Below are 18087 nucleotides of genomic sequence, written 5' to 3'. Positions count from 1 at the left end.
CTTTAAATATCATTCCGTTTCTAGTTGCAGGCAGGCTTCGAAATAGACAATACCGTTACCTTCCCCGCGTATGTATATCCCTTCTTCTGTCATGGCTGAAGACGATACCACCATTTCGTCTCCATATGTGGCTTCCTGCAGATAAGTGATTCTGAATCGTCGTAAGTTCTTGCCTTCGAATTCCGCTAACGGTAAGACATCGCAGCATAGGTCTCCGTAACGTGCATTGTTCAAATGTCCGTTATTATCCAATCCACTGTATCTTACCTCATACCGATAGGCTTCATTTAAAGAAACTTCCAGAGGAATGGTAACTTTATCTGGCATCAATCCCACGGAATCCCCAGTGTAATGTTCCACGTTTCCAGGCAAAGCATTGGGCCGCAAAATCTTCCTTTTCGTAATATCCACCAATGCCCATATCGATCTTGCTGCCCCGATTTCTGTGCTACTGCTGTCAAATATCCTGTAATCCCGCTGCCAAAGTGCGCCTTTGGTTCCCTTACTCCATGTTCGGAGACTGAGAATATCGTTTTGACGCGGAGAACGGCTAAATTCCAGATCCAACGTAATCATCATCCAGCCCATATCGGCTTGCATCATTTGCTCCAGACTAAATCCCAGACTGGTAACAGCCGAATCGGCCGCACGCTGCATTATATCCAGGATAAAAGACAGTTTACCCTGTGAACGGTAATCTGTATCGCTGGCATGAACTTTATGATCTTCCGTCCATATAAGATGAGTCTTGTCGTCCATTCTATTATCCCCCTTAAGATCTTTAATTTGATTAGCCTTGACTGCGTATCCACAAAAATATCTGCTCTATCCACATGTTCTGGGGAGTGCTTTGCAATTTAAATTTTTATCCACATGTTAGTAAGTTTTAGGTAAGCTCTGTTTTCCAAGACTTATCCACAATTCCCCGCGTATTTAGTATACACAAAAAAGCCACTGTCAAATGAATCAACAGTGGCTCTCATGTGCTTGGCAACGTCCTACTCTCCCAGGACCCTTCGGTCCAAGTACCATCGGCGCTGGAGGTCTTAACGGTCGTGTTCGGGATGGGTACGCGTGGAACCCCTCCGCTATCGCCACCAAACAGGTTTTTTCCGGTCGTATCACTCCCCGAATTTCTCCAGGAAAATAACCAACACTAGAAAAGACATGCAGCTTATAGCTACTTCAGGAATTTGACTCCCTGAAAACTGAATCCGAAACAAATCTGCGTTATAGATATTGGATAAGCCCTCGACCGATTAGTATTGGTCAGCTCCATGCATTGCTGCACTTCCACCTCCAACCTATCTACCTCGTCGTCTTCAAGGGGTCTTACTGACTTGGGAAATCTCATCTTGAGGGGGGCTTCACGCTTAGATGCTTTCAGCGCTTATCCCGTCCGTACGTAGCTACTCAGCCATGCTCCTGGCGGAACAACTGATGCACCAGCGGTACGTCCATCCCGGTCCTCTCGTACTAAGGACAGCTCCTCTCAAATTTCCTGCGCCCACGACAGATAGGGACCGAACTGTCTCACGACGTTCTGAACCCAGCTCGCGTACCGCTTTAATGGGCGAACAGCCCAACCCTTGGGACCTACTTCAGCCCCAGGATGCGATGAGCCGACATCGAGGTGCCAAACCTCCCCGTCGATGTGGACTCTTGGGGGAGATAAGCCTGTTATCCCCAGGGTAGCTTTTATCCGTTGAGCGATGGCCCTTCCATGCGGTACCACCGGATCACTAAGTCCGACTTTCGTCCCTGCTCGACTTGTTGGTCTCGCAGTCAAGCTCCCTTATGCCTTTGCACTCTTCGAATGATTTCCAACCATTCTGAGGGAACCTTGGAACGCCTCCGTTACTCTTTAGGAGGCGACCGCCCCAGTCAAACTGCCCGCCTGACACGGTCCCCGCACCCGCTTAGGGTGCCAGGTTAGAACCTAGATACGATCAGGGTGGTATCCCAACGTCGCCTCTGCAGAAGCTTGCGCTCCTGCTTCCCTGGCTCCCACCTATCCTGTACAGATCGTACCCAAATTCAATATCAAGCTGCAGTAAAGCTCCATGGGGTCTTTCCGTCTTGTCGCGGGTAACCTGCATCTTCACAGGTATTAAAATTTCACCGGATCTCTCGTTGAGACAGCGCCCAAGTCGTTACGCCATTCGTGCGGGTCAGAATTTACCTGACAAGGAATTTCGCTACCTTAGGACCGTTATAGTTACGGCCGCCGTTTACTGGGGCTTCGGTTCACAGCTTCGGATTGCTCCTAACCGCTCCCCTTAACCTTCCAGCACCGGGCAGGCGTCAGCCCGTATACTTCGCCTTGCGGCTTCGCACAGACCTGTGTTTTTGCTAAACAGTCGCTTGGGCCTTTTCACTGCGGCCCCCTCGTGCTATTCACACTACCGGGGCACCCCTTCTCCCGAAGTTACGGGGTCATTTTGCCGAGTTCCTTAACGAGAGTTCTTCCGCGCGCCTTAGAATTCTCTTCTCGCCTACCTGTGTCGGTTTGCGGTACGGGCACCTTCTCCTGGCTAGAGGCTTTTCTTGGCAGTGTGAGATCATGACCTTCGCTACTGTAATTTTCGCTCCCCATCACAGCCCAGCCTTAATGATGTGCGGATTTGCCTACACATCAGCCTCACTGCTTAGACGGACATCCATCAGTCCGCGTCACTACCCTCCTGCGTCACCCCATCGCTCATAGCGGATTACGGTGGTACAGTAATTTCAAACTGTTGTCCTTCGACTACGCCTTTCGGCCTCGCCTTAGGTCCCGACTTACCCTGAGCGGACGAGCCTTCCTCAGGAAACCTTGGGCTTTCGGCGGATCAGATTCTCACTGATCTTTTCGTTACTCATACCGGCATTCTCACTTGTGTACTCTCCAGCGCTCCTTACGGTACACCTTCAACGTATACACAACGCTCCCCTACCCCAGATACAACCGTATCTAGCCATAGCTTCGGTGGTGTGTTTAGCCCCGTTACATTTTCGGCGCAGAGTCACTCGACCAGTGAGCTATTACGCACTCTTTCAATGGTGGCTGCTTCTAAGCCAACATCCTGGTTGTCTGTGCAACTCCACATCCTTTCCCACTTAACACACACTTGGGGACCTTAGCTGATGGTCTGGGCTGTTTCCCTTTTGACAATGGATCTTAGCACTCACTGTCTGACTCCCGGCAATAAGTAGATGGCATTCGGAGTTTGACTGATCTTGGTAACCCTTGCGGGCCCCGCAACCAATCAGTGCTCTACCTCCATTACTCTGATGCCGAGGCTAGCCCTAAAGCTATTTCGGGGAGAACCAGCTATCTCCGAGTTCGATTGGAATTTCTCCGCTACCCCCACCTCATCCCCGCATTTTTCAACATGCGTGGGTTCGGGCCTCCAGTGCGTGTTACCGCACCTTCACCCTGGACAGGGGTAGATCACACGGTTTCGGGTCTACGTCCACATACTATGTCGCCCTATTCAGACTCGCTTTCGCTGCGGCTCCGGCTTCTCACCTTAACCTTGCATGTTAAACGTAACTCGCCGGTTCATTCTACAAAAGGCACGCCATCACCCATAGATCGGGCTCTGACTTTTTGTAAGCACACGGTTTCAGGTTCTATTTCACTCCCCTTCCGGGGTGCTTTTCACCTTTCCCTCACGGTACTGTTTCACTATCGGTCGCCAGGTAGTATTTAGCCTTAGCAGATGGTCCTGCTGGATTCATACGGGGTTTCACGTGCCCCGCACTACTCGGGATCCGTCTCGGAGAGAACACAGTTTAGGTTACAGGGCTTTTACCTCTATCGCGGGCCTTTCCAGACCTCTTCACCTACTGAATTCCTTTGTAACTCCATGGGAGACGTCCCACAACCCCCAGGCGATAAATCGCCCAAGTTTAGGCTGTTCCGCGTTCGCTCGCCGCTACTGACGGAATCACTATTGTTTTCTCTTCCTCAGGGTACTTAGATGTTTCAGTTCCCCTGGTCTGCCTCTATCTCTCCTATGTGTTCAGAGAGAAGTAACTGCGAATTACCACAGCTGGGTTTCCCCATTCGGACACCCCCGGATCAAAGCTTGCTTACAGCTCCCCGAGGCAGTTTCGTTGTTCGCCACGTCCTTCGTCGGCTCCTGGCGCCTAGGCATCCTCCGTGTGCTCTTATTAGCTTAACCAAACTTTTTCCCGCTAGGGAAAATAGTTGACCACTAATAGTTTTAAACTTGATCAATTGCTTGACACAAGCTTTAGCTAAAAGATGTTCTAAAACGCAAATTCGTTTCGGTATCCAGTTTTCAAGGATCAAGTTTCTTGCATTTGAGAGCTTAAACTCTCAAAACTGAGCAACGAGTGAGTGTTCGAACCTAAGGTTCTTATAGAAGCTTACGCTTCCAGATTTGAATGTCACCATTGCAGGTGACGATTCTCCATAGAAAGGAGGTGATCCAGCCGCACCTTCCGATACGGCTACCTTGTTACGACTTCACCCCAATCATCTACCCCACCTTCGGCGGCTGGCTCCCTTGCGGGTTACCCCACCGACTTCGGGTGTTGTAAACTCTCGTGGTGTGACGGGCGGTGTGTACAAGACCCGGGAACGTATTCACCGCGGCATGCTGATCCGCGATTACTAGCAATTCCGACTTCATGCAGGCGAGTTGCAGCCTGCAATCCGAACTGAGACCGGCTTTGCTGGGATTGGCTCCACCTCGCGGTTTCGCTTCCCGTTGTACCGGCCATTGTAGTACGTGTGTAGCCCAGGTCATAAGGGGCATGATGATTTGACGTCATCCCCACCTTCCTCCGGTTTGTCACCGGCAGTCACTCTAGAGTGCCCAGCCTTACCTGCTGGCAACTAAAGTTAAGGGTTGCGCTCGTTGCGGGACTTAACCCAACATCTCACGACACGAGCTGACGACAACCATGCACCACCTGTCTTGGGTGCTCCGAAGAGGGACACTATCTCTAGTGTTTTCACCCAGATGTCAAGACCTGGTAAGGTTCTTCGCGTTGCTTCGAATTAAACCACATACTCCACTGCTTGTGCGGGTCCCCGTCAATTCCTTTGAGTTTCAGTCTTGCGACCGTACTCCCCAGGCGGAGTGCTTACTGTGTTAACTTCGGCACCAAGGGTATCGAAACCCCTAACACCTAGCACTCATCGTTTACGGCGTGGACTACCAGGGTATCTAATCCTGTTTGCTCCCCACGCTTTCGCGCCTCAGCGTCAGTTACAGCCCAGAAAGTCGCCTTCGCCACTGGTGTTCCTCCACATATCTACGCATTTCACCGCTACACGTGGAATTCCACTTTCCTCTTCTGTACTCAAGCCACCCAGTTTCCAGTGCGACCTCAGGTTGAGCCCAAGGTTTAAACACCAGACTTAAATAGCCGCCTGCGCGCGCTTTACGCCCAATAATTCCGGACAACGCTTGCCCCCTACGTATTACCGCGGCTGCTGGCACGTAGTTAGCCGGGGCTTTCTTCTCAGGTACCGTCACTCTCATAGCAGTTACTCTATGAGACGTTCTTCCCTGGCAACAGAGCTTTACGATCCGAAAACCTTCATCACTCACGCGGCATTGCTCCGTCAGGCTTTCGCCCATTGCGGAAGATTCCCTACTGCTGCCTCCCGTAGGAGTCTGGGCCGTGTCTCAGTCCCAGTGTGGCCGTTCACCCTCTCAGGTCGGCTACGCATCGTCGCCTTGGTGAGCCGTTACCTCACCAACTAGCTAATGCGCCGCAGGCCCATCCCTCAGTGACAGATTGCTCCGTCTTTCATTCTCTCTTCAGGAGAACAAAGAAATTATCCGGTATTAGCTACCGTTTCCGGTAGTTATCCCAGGCTAAGGGGCAGGTTGCCTACGTGTTACTCACCCGTCCGCCGCTAAATCCTATTGAAAGCAAGCTCCCAATAAAACTCCGCTCGACTTGCATGTATTAGGCATGCCGCCAGCGTTCGTCCTGAGCCAGGATCAAACTCTCCAAATTGGTATTTAGAAAGAGCGATAGCTCATTTTGAAACATCTGACGAGAATTTACATTCTCATTTTTGGATTTCACTTTCATAAAATCCCACTCACTCGTTGTTCAGTTTTCAAAGATCAAGTTCTCGTTGTCGGTCATTAATGCCTCACCAGCAACTCTTATAATATATCACATTGTATTGAGGAGTGCAAGCTTTTTTTTCGAAATAACTTATTTCGCTAATCACTTCGCTTATTTCTTCTCCAACAACGCTTACTTATAATACCCCATCCTCAGGGGTAAAAGCAACCCTATCAGCAAAATAAAAACAACCTGCTTAATTATTAAGCAGGTTGTCCATTAATTGAGTTAAATTTCAACAAGTATTAATAAACTTTAGCAGTCGTGTATTTATTCGAGCTTTTGATCAGCGTTGCAGTTTTCTTGTTCTTGATCAATCCAGCGTCTACAGTCGTGTCAATGGTTACCCATTTGCCATTCAACAGCACTTCATTCCAGGCATGATACTGACTGACATAGCTCGTGTTCCCCATAACCAGTTTGGTTGGAATATCTACACTGCGAAGCATTGCGGCAAATAAGGAGGAATAATCGTAACAAATACCTTTTTTGTCCGTAAGAGTATTATCTATATTAGGGATGTAATCACTGGATACTGAACTCGCTAAACCATAATCATACTGCACGTTCTTAACGATGTAGTTATAGATGGCTTTCACTTTCTCTTCATCTGTTTTCTTTCCTTGTGTCAGCAGTTGAGCTCTTTGAATGGCTTTATCCGAGGAACTCCATTTAATATTCTGAACGGAATTCAGATATACAACATTAGTGTTGCTTAAGGACAACTGTACCATTGCAGAGTAGACCGTTCTGTATTTGTTACCCGTAGTGTTCTCAAGAACAGTAACCTTATAGGAACCATTTCCTTGTTGAAGTGGAAAACGTTCATTTTGTTGAGAAGAGAACAGATTATAGGTGTAGCTATTATTGTCCTTAGTAATCATCAGCTTGGTGCGTTTGTCTTTCGGCACTTCGTATTCAATTCCGATTACACCCTCCGTAAGCTTCGAGGTATTCAACCAACTGGAATCGGTAGTTGCAGCATCTGCTGTAGTCACCTGAACAGAAGTGGCCACTACAAATAGCGTTAATAACATAAAATAAACCTTTTTCAAGGATAAAACTCCTTTCGGTAGCTGGCTGCCATCCTTACGGGAAGGCCCTTTAGCTTTGCGTCCCTAACTTTCGTCAGGTTTGCTATTATCGTATAAGCTCTATCTTTGTACTATTTAGTAGAGTCTGATAGAAATAGACTTGAACAAACAAAAAAAAGCCCTTCATTCGGTAGCTGGCTGCCATCCTTACGGGAAGGCCCTTTAGCTTTGCGTCCCTACTTTTCAATAGGTTTGCCGTTATCGTGCTTAGCTTTTATAGTTAATATATTACCATATTTTCGCAATTACTCAATAGTAAAGTAGATAGATTTATTTTCATATTATTAAAATTATGATAGTTCAAATTTATCATATCTTTCAGGACAATTTGGCATGCACTATAAGCCGATGTGTCGGATTTACGAGCGGATCACATGTTATAAGGGTAAGAATCTTATCTTTATTGTTGCCGTTCAGAACAGAAACGTCGGTTGGCTCCACCACTGAAATATCATAAACCTCGTACTCATAGACTTGGTTCTTTGTTTTTACAGTAATAATGTCTCCAATGGCTACTTCATTCAATCTGTTGAATAATCTTCCGGTCGTTCTGGCCCTGTGTGCAGCTATAGCTGCATTGCCGATCTGACCGAGGGGGGTTGTTTCCTGCATATGTGCGGCGGCATGCTTCATATTGGCTTTCGTAGCCCCCTCCAGCACAGGCAGCTTCAGGTTTATTTTATTAATTTCAAGGAGTGCAATAACGTTATCGCCCATTTCCGGCCCGGCTGCGGTTGGACTGTCCCCTGCAGTCTGGGCTTGCTCGTCCAGAGCCGATTCATCCGCAAGCAACTGAGCAACCTTGGCATATCTGCTTTCCAGATCAGCATCAGCCGTGGGATTTGCACTATCATTGTAGCTCTGTTCCGCGTCTTTCAACAGCTGGCTTTGCTGCCAATCGTTATACCACTCATTAGCCTTCGGATAGAGCAAGATCAAAATACCGCCAAGTATAAGCAGATAGGAAAACTTACGCATAATTCGCACTCCCTTCTATTCATAAGCTCATACTATCCTTTCAAAAAACCCATTTCCGGCTTCCGAAGAAGTTAATAATTACTGTAATAAACGTAACCATAACTTTAGCCATCAAAACTTGAACCCCGAGCTGATCTGTCAAAAGACGCATAAGCAGCAGCGAGATTCCCAGCACGGCCAGATTCAGCGCAATAAATTTCAGCAGCTGCGTCCGGTCGAACCCTTCCTGACTGACACGTTCCCGATCCCGAAAGGTCACTTTTTTGTTAAGAATAAAGCTGTTGGCCGTACCTGCACTGTAGGAAATGACCTGAGCCACCGGATAGAGCATCCCTATGGAGTGCAGCAGTGTAAATACAGCAAAATCAATCAGCGTGTTGAGCAGGCCGACCGCATTGAACTTCAGAAATTGAATGAATCCGGTGCGGAGGCTTTTATCGGGCATAAATATCGTCCTTCCGGTCATCCTCAAATTCTCCATTACGGTACCCCGCCGTCTCACGCACAATATAGAGCGGTCTGTCTTTGGATTCGTCGTAAATCCGGCCGATGTATTCACCAATGATCCCAAGCAGCATAAGCACAATGCCGTTAAATAGCAAATTGACACCTACTATTGAAGTCCAGCCCGGAACGGTCCATGATGTGAACAGCCTCTGAAACAATACAAAGAACAGGTAAATAAAACTGGTTAAGGAAAGAAAGAAACCAATATAGGACGCGATCTTCAGCGGCTTATGTGAAAAAGAGGTGATTCCGTCAAGCGCAAAGCGGATCATTTTTTTTAGCGGATATTTTGTCTCCCCGGCAAAACGCTCCTCACGCACGTATTCGACCGCCGTCTGGCGGAAGCCCACCCAGCTCACCAGTCCCCGGACGTAACGGTTTTTCTCCTTTAATCCTCTAAGAACATTACACACTTTCCGGTCAATCAGGCGGAAGTCCCCTGTATCTGTTGGAATATCCACGCTCGTCATGCTGCTTAGAAGCCGGTAGAAGAGTTTTGCCGTCACTTTTTTGAAAAGAGTCTCTCCATGGCGCTTCAGCCGCTTCGCATACACGACCTCATAACCTTCCTTCCACTTCGCAATCATCTGTAATATTACCTCCGGCGGGTCCTGAAGGTCGGCATCAATGACAACAACCGCCTGGCCTTCCGAATAATCCATGCCTGCGGTTATAGCTACCTGATGTCCGAAGTTACGGGAGAAATCAATCAGCTTCACATTCTCGTCGCGGCTGCTGATTTCCCGCATGATTTCTACGGTACGGTCACGGCTCCCATCATTAACGAATAGAAGCTCATAGGGTTCACCGCAGCCGTCCATTACTTTTTTCAATCGATCGTACGTATGGGCAACAACTTCTTCCTCATTGAACATAGGAATAATTACGCTGTATCTGGCCTTCATTACGTTCCTCCTCAAGCATAGTTAACTATTTATAATTTTAAAAAACCCAGGTAGGGAACCAGCGCAGGATGTTCGTTACGTAATCCCCTCTGACCACCATACCCGACAGCACCGGATAGAATCCGATAAAGAGCAGCGCCGCAGCCGCCACAAAAATATAACGTACAAAACGGGCTTTTGGAGACCTGCTGTCCAGGAGCTTCATCACATAAACAATACCAAGAATCAGAAACGGCACCATGGCAAAATAATGGTAAAGGAACGTCTCGCGCGGGACAAGCATCCAGGGCACGTATTGTGAGAAGAAGGCAATCCAGATCATGTACAGATTTTTGTCCTTGCGTTTGACCGTCAGCCATAGAGCAGCCAGCATAGTGAAAATCCCTGTCCACCAAATCAGCGGGTTGCCCATAGTCACAATACTGCTCACCTGACCCTCCGGGAGGCCTTCTCCGCCACTAAAGAACCAGACAGGTCTCTTCATAAACGGCCACTGCCACCAGGATGAAGAAAAAGGATGGGTAGCTACAAGCTGGCTGTGATAGTCATACATATTGATCTGGGCATCAATCAAACCTTTTACCGTAAATCCTTCAGGCGTTACTGTCAGGACCGGAATAAAGGAAAGGCTGTATATGAGGATAGGAATTAGCACAAAGAATACAATGCAGCTTAACAAGGTAAGAATCGTATTCTTCCAAAAGGATTTAACGGCCTTCTGACTGGCATTTCTCAGTTCCAGATCACCCAGCTTCCCTTCGGCCAGAACACGTCCCGCCGCCCGGTACTGCCTATAACGCTCGAATAATACCAGTGCCAGCATAATCGCCAGCCCTGCACCACCATACAGCACGATCCACTTGGAAGCAACTCCGATGCCGAAGAATAGTCCTGACCAGAACAGCGGCACCAGCGTTTTCCTTAGGGGAACGAGGTAGAAATTAAGTGTGAAATAGCGCTGCATGAAGTAGAACATTAACATGATGAAAAAGACGCCGTACACATCTATGGTTGAAATCCGGGTCTGGGTGAAATGCATGAAATCAAGTGCGAATAATCCCGCTGCAAGGGCGGCGTATCTGCTTTTACTGAATAAACGAAAAGCCATCATATAGATAAGCGGCAGCATGGCAATACCGAACAGCGTGCCGATAATCCGCCACCCGAAGGGATTTACACCGAAAAGCTCCATCCCTACAGCTATGAGCAGCTTGCCGAGCGGTGGATGCGTATTCTCGTAAGGTACAATGCCGTGTGCATACTCATAAGCCGTACGCGCATGATAAATTTCGTCGAAATAGGTTCCATTCATGAACCCGGAATACTCCGGAATCATGGATTGCTCATCAAATAAATGGGCCGGGGTTCCGTGTTTGGGAACGGCTCCGGGCTCGGGAGTCACACCGGCAACCGGAAGCGGAGTTCTTCCGCCTCCCTGCTCGTAAAAAGCCATCTCATACAGCGAAAATCCCGGTGAATTCACTGTAAGCTTCACGTAGCGGGCAGTGACGTTCAGGGGTTGGCTTTTCCACACGAATACATTGCCGACTTCCTCGTCTACATCGACCTGGTTATTCCACGCATCCGGGGATTGGCCGAATTCCAGCTTAAACTTGCCTGTTCCCACACCTCCGAATAGGTTCACGCGCTCCAATGGCTTGCTCTCACCCAAATCTACGTAAAAGCTCTCGCCGTGGGTGGCCGGCTCCCAAAGTGTTTCCGGTGATTTGGATGAACCTAAATGAAATAAAGCCAGTGCGGCATAAACGGCTGTGATCGCAGCCATCCATATCCAGTCCTTGCGCTGAAGCTTCAGCCGGAACCCGTGTCCACTTTCCGCAAACGGCCGGATGTCTTCTATGATCTTCATATCCCCGGCACTTTTTTCTGCCGCTGTGTACGGCGGGAGAAGAGGCTTCGTCACTTTCTTGATATACACATGGTATCCAATGCAGAGCATATATAACAGGAGCCCGAGATTGGCGATGGCCGTTGTCAGCACAATTCCATCCGATCCCGGATTAATGCCGGCATTCAGATGGGCCAGCGTGTAGCCGACATTGAGATACTGGGTCAAGCTGAATCCCAGGAACAAGGTCAGGAAACGGCGGTCCCTGCTTTCTATAAAACTGAATAGACAGAGAATCAGGACCGGGAAGAGATAACGCTCATGCATTTTGGTTCCCAGCACAAACACAACCACAATTAAGACCATTCCGATAAAGTAGGATTTGGACAGATTCAGGCGGTCTCTTTTAAAAGAATAGAGTGCTGCCAACGCTACCGCCGTCAGAATAAAGATAAAGCCCCATATACGATAGGTTATTCCCAGCCATGTCAGGTCCAGGGAGGACCACAAGGGGTCCGTCAGTGCATAAAGGTTAAACGCGTTGACTGACGAATACGGATAAGAGGATAAGGTGTTTTTGTACAGATGAATAATCTCGCTTATCCCGCCGTTGTTCCAGAAAAATGGAGCGGCCAACATAACGAACAAGCCAAGCCCGTAGAGGGCACCGACTGCCAGCTGCTTCCAGGCCCGGTGATGATAGAAGGCAAACAGCAGAACCGGTGTGAAAATCAGCGCCTGCGGCTTGATTATTACCGCAAGAGCGAACCAAATAGCTGATCGCACAAAAGCCTTGTCTACAGCCCCGCGGATACTGAGGAGCAGGAAAATCAAAAAGAAGGAATCCGCTTGTCCCCACGCAGCCGAATTAATGAGCACCGCCGGGTTGAATAAGAAGAGCAGCATTAATCCAAACGCCAGCCCTGAGCCTAATTTCTTACGGCCTACTCGATAAATCAAGTATCCAAGCACCAGATCGGAAAGGATGGCAGGCAGCTTGAAGAGCAATGTCTCACCCGCCGATCCATGCGCAAAGCCGAATATGCCCCGTACAAGACTAAGCAAATACAATATGTATAGATACCCTGGAGGATAGTCGGCAAAATAACCTTCCTGATAGAATTTCCCCGGACCCAAATCAACCAGACGCTGACCCCAGGCTATGAACGTATTCATGTCATTCTCATATCCCTGTGCGGTCAATCCAATCCATATCCGCAGGATAAGGGCGGCTCCGAAAACAACATATAACCCTCTTGAATAGAAAACCGCAGGCTGATTCAACAACCCTTGACTGCGGAAGGCTCTAGTATAGAGGAAGGCGAAAAAAATGGTGAACAACGACGACAGCAGCAGCAGCTTGGCGGGTGACACTTTATGTGGCGCAGCTGCAGGATCAGCGCTCCCCTCCTGATTGGTTACCCCGCTGTCCAGCGAGATAATGTCCTTATCAACGGGTGCGGCGTCCAATTGTTCTACCGACAAATCATCGAAATATGCCTTGCCTTTAATCAGACTCGAGTATCCGCCAAGGCTTGCGCCTATGCCAAGCTCACTCTGCTCTGGTCCGGTTTGACCGAAAAAATCAAGATATTGCCATTCTCCCGCCGTATCCACTGCATTTGGATATCCGCCGGCAATGCCCACGATGAAGATATTGGCGCCTGTTCCCGCGCCCTCGGTGCCCACGACTTTTACCCAACCGGAGATTTTGTAATAGCTGTCAGGCTGGACGGCAATAGTCTGTACCCATTTCAAGTGATTGGGTTCGAGGTTCTCAATTACGGCCGCCTTGCTTCCCGTATGGACCTCCTCGGATTGTACGGATATAAGTCCTGAGGCGTTACCGGCAATCCAGGCATCCTGTGCCCAACTGGAAGGAGCATCTGCCTCCCCTTCTTCAAAACCCGGATTCTGCACAAGATTCCCTTCGGCAAAAGCTCCGGAAACAGGAACAATAAATAAAAACAGCATCAACACAATAATTGCGGCTATAGGTTTATTTGTTTTCATAGCTCAATCCTCACCTCACTAATGTGGAATAACCACAGTATAATTGGCAAATCTTGTGATCGAATAATTTCTGCTCTCCGCAGGGATGGGATCACCATTCCAAAAGATGTAGGCTGCATTCTCCCCCAAGGTTATGCCCGGATGGCCAAAAACATATCTTCCGAAGGAAGACACCTCTTGAAACGGAGCCCCCGGGTTCTTATAACGGACCGTCTCTAGAAAATCATGAGGGCTGATCTTTTCATAAAAGAGCACATATATATAAGGCATATTCACCTGATCTGTAACGTAAATCTTCCCTTCGCTCTTTGCAGAAGCATATTGTACCGCCTCACCGATGGATTCATAAAAGGCCGGTCCGATCGTTTCAGGATAATCACGGAAATAAGCCGTAGTAAACAGAACAAAGAAAACACTGAATAGAGCAGCTGAGACGATTCCTGCAGCTTTTACCTTGCGGCCCAGCCACAGAAAGCCCTCGACAACAAGCAAAAGAATGGGGTAAAAAATAATGTTAATCCGATTAACATTTACATTTGTAATCAAAGCCATCAGAACGGCAGCGGCAATCCAAAGCAGCACCAGAGTCTTGGGGATAGCCGTCCGTCCGCTTTTCCGCAAGGAGCGCAGCATAACAATGAGGCCTATACCGGCAAAAGGCAGTGCAATCGGATAAGAAAACCCATACGGTGAGATCGTATTCGATTGCAGGCCGTCACTCCCGCTAAGGAGCAGCGTCAGGAAATTCCGGAAATGGGCACCCACAGTTTCCAATGTTTGATTATTATAAATAATAGAATAGGCAGAGCCAGTAGCGCAAATAACACCGCATTCCATAGGAATGTCCGGGGGCTCAGTACTTTTTTATATAGTAGAAAAACAGCGGCGCCCAGGGTAAAGACAGGAACGAAAAAATAGGCAGTCCCATAAGCATACAGCGAAAGAGCTGCAAGAACGGTAAAGCCATACGACCATTTAGGAAAATGTAAAGATTTCAGCAAACTGTACACAGCGAGCAATACCAGCGTAGGGAACAGATTGGATTCCAGTGCCCATCTTGACATCATGATATGCCACGGATTAATGGCGATAAAGAACATGGCTGCCGTTCCCGCATGTCTGGATTCAAAGGCAGCTTTAGAAAAAAGATAAAATATAACCATGCCGAGCAGCCGAACAGAAGAATAAACGGCATCGAAAGGTAGGCATAGAGCGCATTTTGTCCGCTTCCCCAGGAGATCAGGTGAACCGGCAGATGAATCCCGTTTCTGTCGATTCCATAATGCAGGATGGCATACGCATCATACCCAATGGATGCTTCGTCCTGATTCAGCCCTCCGGGAATTGAACCTATGTATAGAATACGAATGGCAGCTCCCAGCAAAAACAGGACAACCGGCCAGGGATTGTGTCTGCAGTAGTTATACCCTCTATTTAACCTGCTCCACAACTTCATCATCTTAAGCGATCGGAGACCCGTGACTTTAGTCATGGGAGGAGATCGCTATTTTTTTCTTAGGCTCTTATTTTTTAACTGAAAAATAAGAGTATACTATTCTTAGTAAAGAAAGGAGGAAAATCATGCAGCTCACAGTAACTGCAAAACTTAAAATCAATCCCACCGAAGAGCAACAACAGAAGTTGTTGCGAACCTTTTCGGCATACCGGGCAGGATGTAATGCGGTGTCAGAAACGGTCTTTTTGACGCATCAGCTTCAGCAGCCTGTGCTGCACCGCCTGACCTACGAAGTGCTCCGTCAAGATTGGGAACTCAAATCGCAAATGGCCCAATCGGTGATGAAAACCGTCATCGCCCGCTACAAAACCAATCAAAGCAACGGGCATCCTTGGACACGTGTCAAGTTTAAACGTCCTGAGTATGACCTGGTCTGGAACCGCGATTATTCGCTGGTAAAAGGGTTATTTTCCGTCAATACGTTGGAAGGACGGATCAAAGTGCCGTTTGAAACGAAGGGTATGGAACACTACTTTCGCGGGAAATGGTCGTTTGGCACCGCGAAGCTCGTTTACAAACACGGCAAATTCTTTTTGCATATTCCGATGACTAAAGAGGTTGAGGAAGCGGAACTTTCCGCCATTCGCGAAGTCGTCGGTGTCGATTTAGGAGTGAACTTTTTAGCCACAACGTTTGATTCGAAAAGAAAAACATTATTTTTTAACGGCCGCAAAGCCAAGCACAAACGTGCTCATTTTAAAGCGCTGCGTAAACAGCTTCAGCAAAAACAAACGCCTTCTGCGCGCCGACGCCTCAAACAAATCGGTCAACGAGAAAACCGTTGGATGTCGGATGTTAATCATTCGGTATCAAAGGCACTCGTCGATTCTTACGGCAAAAACACGCTGTTTGTACTTGAAGAGTTAACAGGCGTCCGCCAGGCGACTGAGCGTGTGCATATCCACCAGCGCTATCAAACGGTATCGTGGGCCTTTTATCAGCTTCGCCAGATGATCACGTACAAAGCCCAGTTGAGGGGGGCCAAAGTGATCGCCGTCGATCCCAAATACACCTCGCAAATGTGTCCGATGTGCGGGCACACGGCCAAAGAAAACCGCAATAAAAAGAAACATCTGTTTTGCTGCCAAAATTGCCGTTATCAATCGAACGATGACCGCATTGGCGGCATGAATCTTCAGCGCCTTGGAATCCAGTACATCGCTGAAGAAACGGCGTAAGCAGCGCTTTCGCCGCTGGGGAGCTGTCAATCTTCCCGCGTAAGCCTTGGCTTACAAATGTAACACCACGCGTGCACCAAGCGAAAAAAGATAGGAGGCGTCTACCGCCGTTTGGACTATTGGGTCGTTACAAGCTCGCGACTTTAGTCGGGAGTCATTGACCACCTCTTCAACAATATAATCTAAATACCAGGTGAAGAAAAGTCCGGTTCCCTGTGGCAAATAGATTAAGGTAATCCTCAGCAATCAAAAAAACGGCCCCTTCTAATAGAAGGAGCCGCAAATATTGAATGGATAATTGCTTAACCTTGGCTGCCAATCAGCACATAGCGAAGGATAATCAGAATAGCGAGTACCCACATCATCCAGTGGATGTCGTATTTCTTCTTGCCGGCAAGGTTAGCCACAAAAGCAAGAATTACATAGGTAACGATACCGAAGGAAATGCCGTTAGCGATGTTGTAAGTAAACGGCATAATTACAAAGGTCAGGAATGCCGGAATGGCCACAACCATATCGTCAAAATCAATTTTACGAATCGATTGCGCCATAAGCACACCGACGATGATCAGTGCAGCCGCCGTAGCCGAACCCGGGATCAGGGCCACAACAGGAGCAAGGAAGAGAGCAAGCAGGAAGCATAATCCGGTCGTTACAGCGGTAAGACCTGTGCGTCCGCCTTCCGCTACGCCAGCGGCGCTTTCAATATAAGCAGTAGTAGTGGAAGTACCCAGAACAGCACCGCCTGCAACTGCAACCGCATCTACGAACATTGCATTACCTACACGTTTTTTGCCTTCTTCAGGGTTATCCATAATTCCTGCGCGCTGTGCTGTACCTACCAGCGTACCAAACGTATCAAACAACTCTACAAAGGTGAAGGTAGCGATGGCCGAGATAATACCTGTGTGCAGGATACCATCCCAGTCAAACTCCATAAAGTTCAATTGGGTGAAATCAGGAACCCAAGGTGTTTGCGGATTGGACAAACTGCTGAAATCTACTGCGCCCATCAGGATACCGGCAACCGTTGTGCCGAGAATACCGAACAGGATTGCGCCGCGAACCTTCAGCACCATCAAAATGGCAATGAGAAGCAGGCCGATAATTACCAATTGAACGTTGGTATTCTCCAGGCTGCCCATGTGAATAACCGTTTCAAAGGAAAGTACATCTGTAAAAGTGTTCGCTTTGATGTCGCTGCCGGCTTCAACGCCGATGGTCATCAAGCCGCTGTTCTTAAGGCCGATAATGGTAATAAACAAGCCGATACCTACTGTAATCGCATGCTTCAGGCTGTCAGGAATGGCGTCGAGCAATATTTGCCGTACTCTGGTAATCGTCAAGATGATAAAGATCAAACCGGAAATGAAGACTGCTGTAAGACCCATTTGCCAAGTAAACGGGTTTTCCGAGGTTGCGGAAGACAAGATTACGGATGCGAAGTATGCGTTAAGTCCCATGCCCGGAGCCAAAGCCACCGGAAAATTTATGAACAGGCCCATAGCAATGGTGAAAATACCCGCTGCTAGTGCTGTAGCCAAAAATACGGAGTACCAGCCCATATCGATGCGGCCAAAAGCAGTCAAAGTGCCGGGATTAACCGAAAGGATATAGGCCATTGCCATAAATGTGGTCAAACCGGCCATAATCTCTGTGCGCACTGTAGTTCCGTTCTCTTTCAGTTTAAAAAAGCGATTCAAATTGTTCTCCCCCTAAGGTATGTTGGTGTGCTGTGGCAGCAACAAAAAGCCGGAGTCTTTGGTAGACACCGGCCCGAAAAAAAGAGTTCCTCCCCGAAATCGCCAGCCTTGCGGCAGCAATATCACGCTGGATCCTCTTCTTAAATCGTAGCCAGGTCATTACGGTGACCTCGTAGAAACTTCCAGGCCTATCCCTGGAATTATACGAATATATGTGTTGTTGTGCTTTACCATTTTAGGTG

The 18087-nt window shown here is 48.2% G+C and carries 10 protein-coding genes, 3 rRNA genes and 3 riboswitches; of the genes, 1 reads left to right on the top strand and 12 read right to left on the bottom strand.

What is annotated here, in order from left to right; genetic code table 11:
- Positions 1-9: 9 nt before the first annotated feature.
- The 11 genes from PaeBR_RS02895 to PaeBR_RS02845 all read right to left on the bottom strand — a co-directional run bounded on the left by PaeBR_RS02895 (position 10) and on the right by PaeBR_RS02845 (position 14940).
- Positions 10-759 carry an acyl-[acyl-carrier-protein] thioesterase gene (locus PaeBR_RS02895; RefSeq protein WP_410513416.1) on the bottom strand — a complete coding sequence of 250 codons (750 nt, stop codon included), beginning with the start codon at positions 757-759 and terminating at the stop codon, positions 10-12.
- 226 nt (positions 760-985) lie between these two features.
- Positions 986-1102: ribosomal RNA gene (gene rrf, locus PaeBR_RS02890) — 5S ribosomal RNA — on the bottom strand.
- 137 nt (positions 1103-1239) lie between these two features.
- Positions 1240-4169: ribosomal RNA gene (locus tag PaeBR_RS02885) — 23S ribosomal RNA — on the bottom strand.
- Positions 4170-4427: 258 nt separating this feature from the next.
- Positions 4428-5985: ribosomal RNA gene (locus tag PaeBR_RS02880) — 16S ribosomal RNA — on the bottom strand.
- Together the 16S, 23S and 5S rRNA genes form the textbook arrangement of a ribosomal RNA operon.
- Before the next feature lie 362 nt (positions 5986-6347).
- Positions 6348-7157, bottom strand: a complete 810-nt coding sequence (locus PaeBR_RS02875; protein WP_410513415.1) for a transglutaminase-like domain-containing protein — start codon at positions 7155-7157, stop codon at positions 6348-6350.
- 13 nt (positions 7158-7170) lie between these two features.
- A riboswitch (cyclic di-GMP riboswitch) is annotated at positions 7171-7251 on the bottom strand.
- Positions 7252-7322: 71 nt separating this feature from the next.
- Positions 7323-7403, bottom strand: a riboswitch (cyclic di-GMP riboswitch).
- Between the two features lie 111 nt (positions 7404-7514).
- On the bottom strand, positions 7515-8174 hold the full coding sequence (locus PaeBR_RS02870) for a class D sortase (protein WP_410513414.1): 660 nt from the start codon (positions 8172-8174) through the stop codon (positions 7515-7517).
- Positions 8175-8214: 40 nt separating this feature from the next.
- Positions 8215-8619 (bottom strand): GtrA family protein, encoded by a 405-nt coding sequence (locus PaeBR_RS02865; protein WP_410513413.1) that lies wholly within the window; start codon positions 8617-8619, stop codon positions 8215-8217.
- On the bottom strand, positions 8609-9586 hold the full coding sequence (locus PaeBR_RS02860; RefSeq protein ID WP_410513412.1) for a glycosyltransferase family 2 protein: 978 nt from the start codon (positions 9584-9586) through the stop codon (positions 8609-8611). The genes PaeBR_RS02865 and PaeBR_RS02860 overlap by 11 nt, the downstream gene beginning before the upstream one ends.
- A gap of 37 nt (positions 9587-9623) precedes the next feature.
- Positions 9624-13448, bottom strand: coding sequence for a glycosyltransferase family 39 protein (locus PaeBR_RS02855; RefSeq protein ID WP_410513411.1), 3825 nt, complete (start codon positions 13446-13448; stop codon positions 9624-9626).
- An 18-nt stretch (positions 13449-13466) separates the two neighbouring features.
- The gene (locus PaeBR_RS02850; RefSeq protein WP_410513410.1) at positions 13467-14285 is read right to left on the bottom strand and encodes a hypothetical protein; all 819 of its coding nucleotides are present in this window, start codon (positions 14283-14285) and stop codon (positions 13467-13469) included.
- A gap of 226 nt (positions 14286-14511) precedes the next feature.
- Complete coding sequence (locus tag PaeBR_RS02845) at positions 14512-14940, bottom strand: hypothetical protein (RefSeq protein WP_410513409.1); 429 nt, start codon at positions 14938-14940, stop codon at positions 14512-14514.
- 89 nt (positions 14941-15029) lie between these two features.
- Between PaeBR_RS02845 and PaeBR_RS02840 the strand changes: the two genes are divergently transcribed.
- A complete protein-coding gene (locus PaeBR_RS02840; protein WP_410513408.1) occupies positions 15030-16142 on the top strand; it encodes an RNA-guided endonuclease TnpB family protein in 1113 nt (370 codons plus the stop codon).
- Positions 16143-16444: 302 nt separating this feature from the next.
- Here PaeBR_RS02840 and PaeBR_RS02835 read toward each other — a convergent pair whose 3' ends face one another.
- Positions 16445-17845, bottom strand: coding sequence for an NCS2 family permease (locus PaeBR_RS02835; protein WP_410513407.1), 1401 nt, complete (start codon positions 17843-17845; stop codon positions 16445-16447).
- 128 nt (positions 17846-17973) lie between these two features.
- A riboswitch (purine riboswitch) is annotated at positions 17974-18073 on the bottom strand.
- Positions 18074-18087 lie beyond the last annotated feature (14 nt).

This window comes from Paenibacillus sp. BR2-3, assembly GCF_046529485.1.
Taxonomy (GTDB): Bacteria; Bacillota; Bacilli; order Paenibacillales; family Paenibacillaceae; genus Paenibacillus_AQ.
Note: the sequence above shows the minus strand (reverse complement) of the source record. Positions and strands in the feature narration are given on the sequence as shown.

Coding starts and splice junctions, on each gene's coding strand:
- PaeBR_RS02845 (WP_410513409.1), bottom strand. CDS start 14,940: ATGACTAAAGTCACGGGTCTCCGATCGCTTAAGATGATGAAGTTGTGG.
- PaeBR_RS02895 (WP_410513416.1), bottom strand. CDS start 759: ATGGACGACAAGACTCATCTTATATGGACGGAAGATCATAAAGTTCAT.
- PaeBR_RS02865 (WP_410513413.1), bottom strand. CDS start 8,619: ATGCCCGATAAAAGCCTCCGCACCGGATTCATTCAATTTCTGAAGTTC.
- PaeBR_RS02870 (WP_410513414.1), bottom strand. CDS start 8,174: ATGCGTAAGTTTTCCTATCTGCTTATACTTGGCGGTATTTTGATCTTG.
- PaeBR_RS02840 (WP_410513408.1), top strand. CDS start 15,030: ATGCAGCTCACAGTAACTGCAAAACTTAAAATCAATCCCACCGAAGAG.
- PaeBR_RS02860 (WP_410513412.1), bottom strand. CDS start 9,586: ATGAAGGCCAGATACAGCGTAATTATTCCTATGTTCAATGAGGAAGAA.
- PaeBR_RS02850 (WP_410513410.1), bottom strand. CDS start 14,285: ATGGAATGCGGTGTTATTTGCGCTACTGGCTCTGCCTATTCTATTATT.
- PaeBR_RS02855 (WP_410513411.1), bottom strand. CDS start 13,448: ATGAAAACAAATAAACCTATAGCCGCAATTATTGTGTTGATGCTGTTT.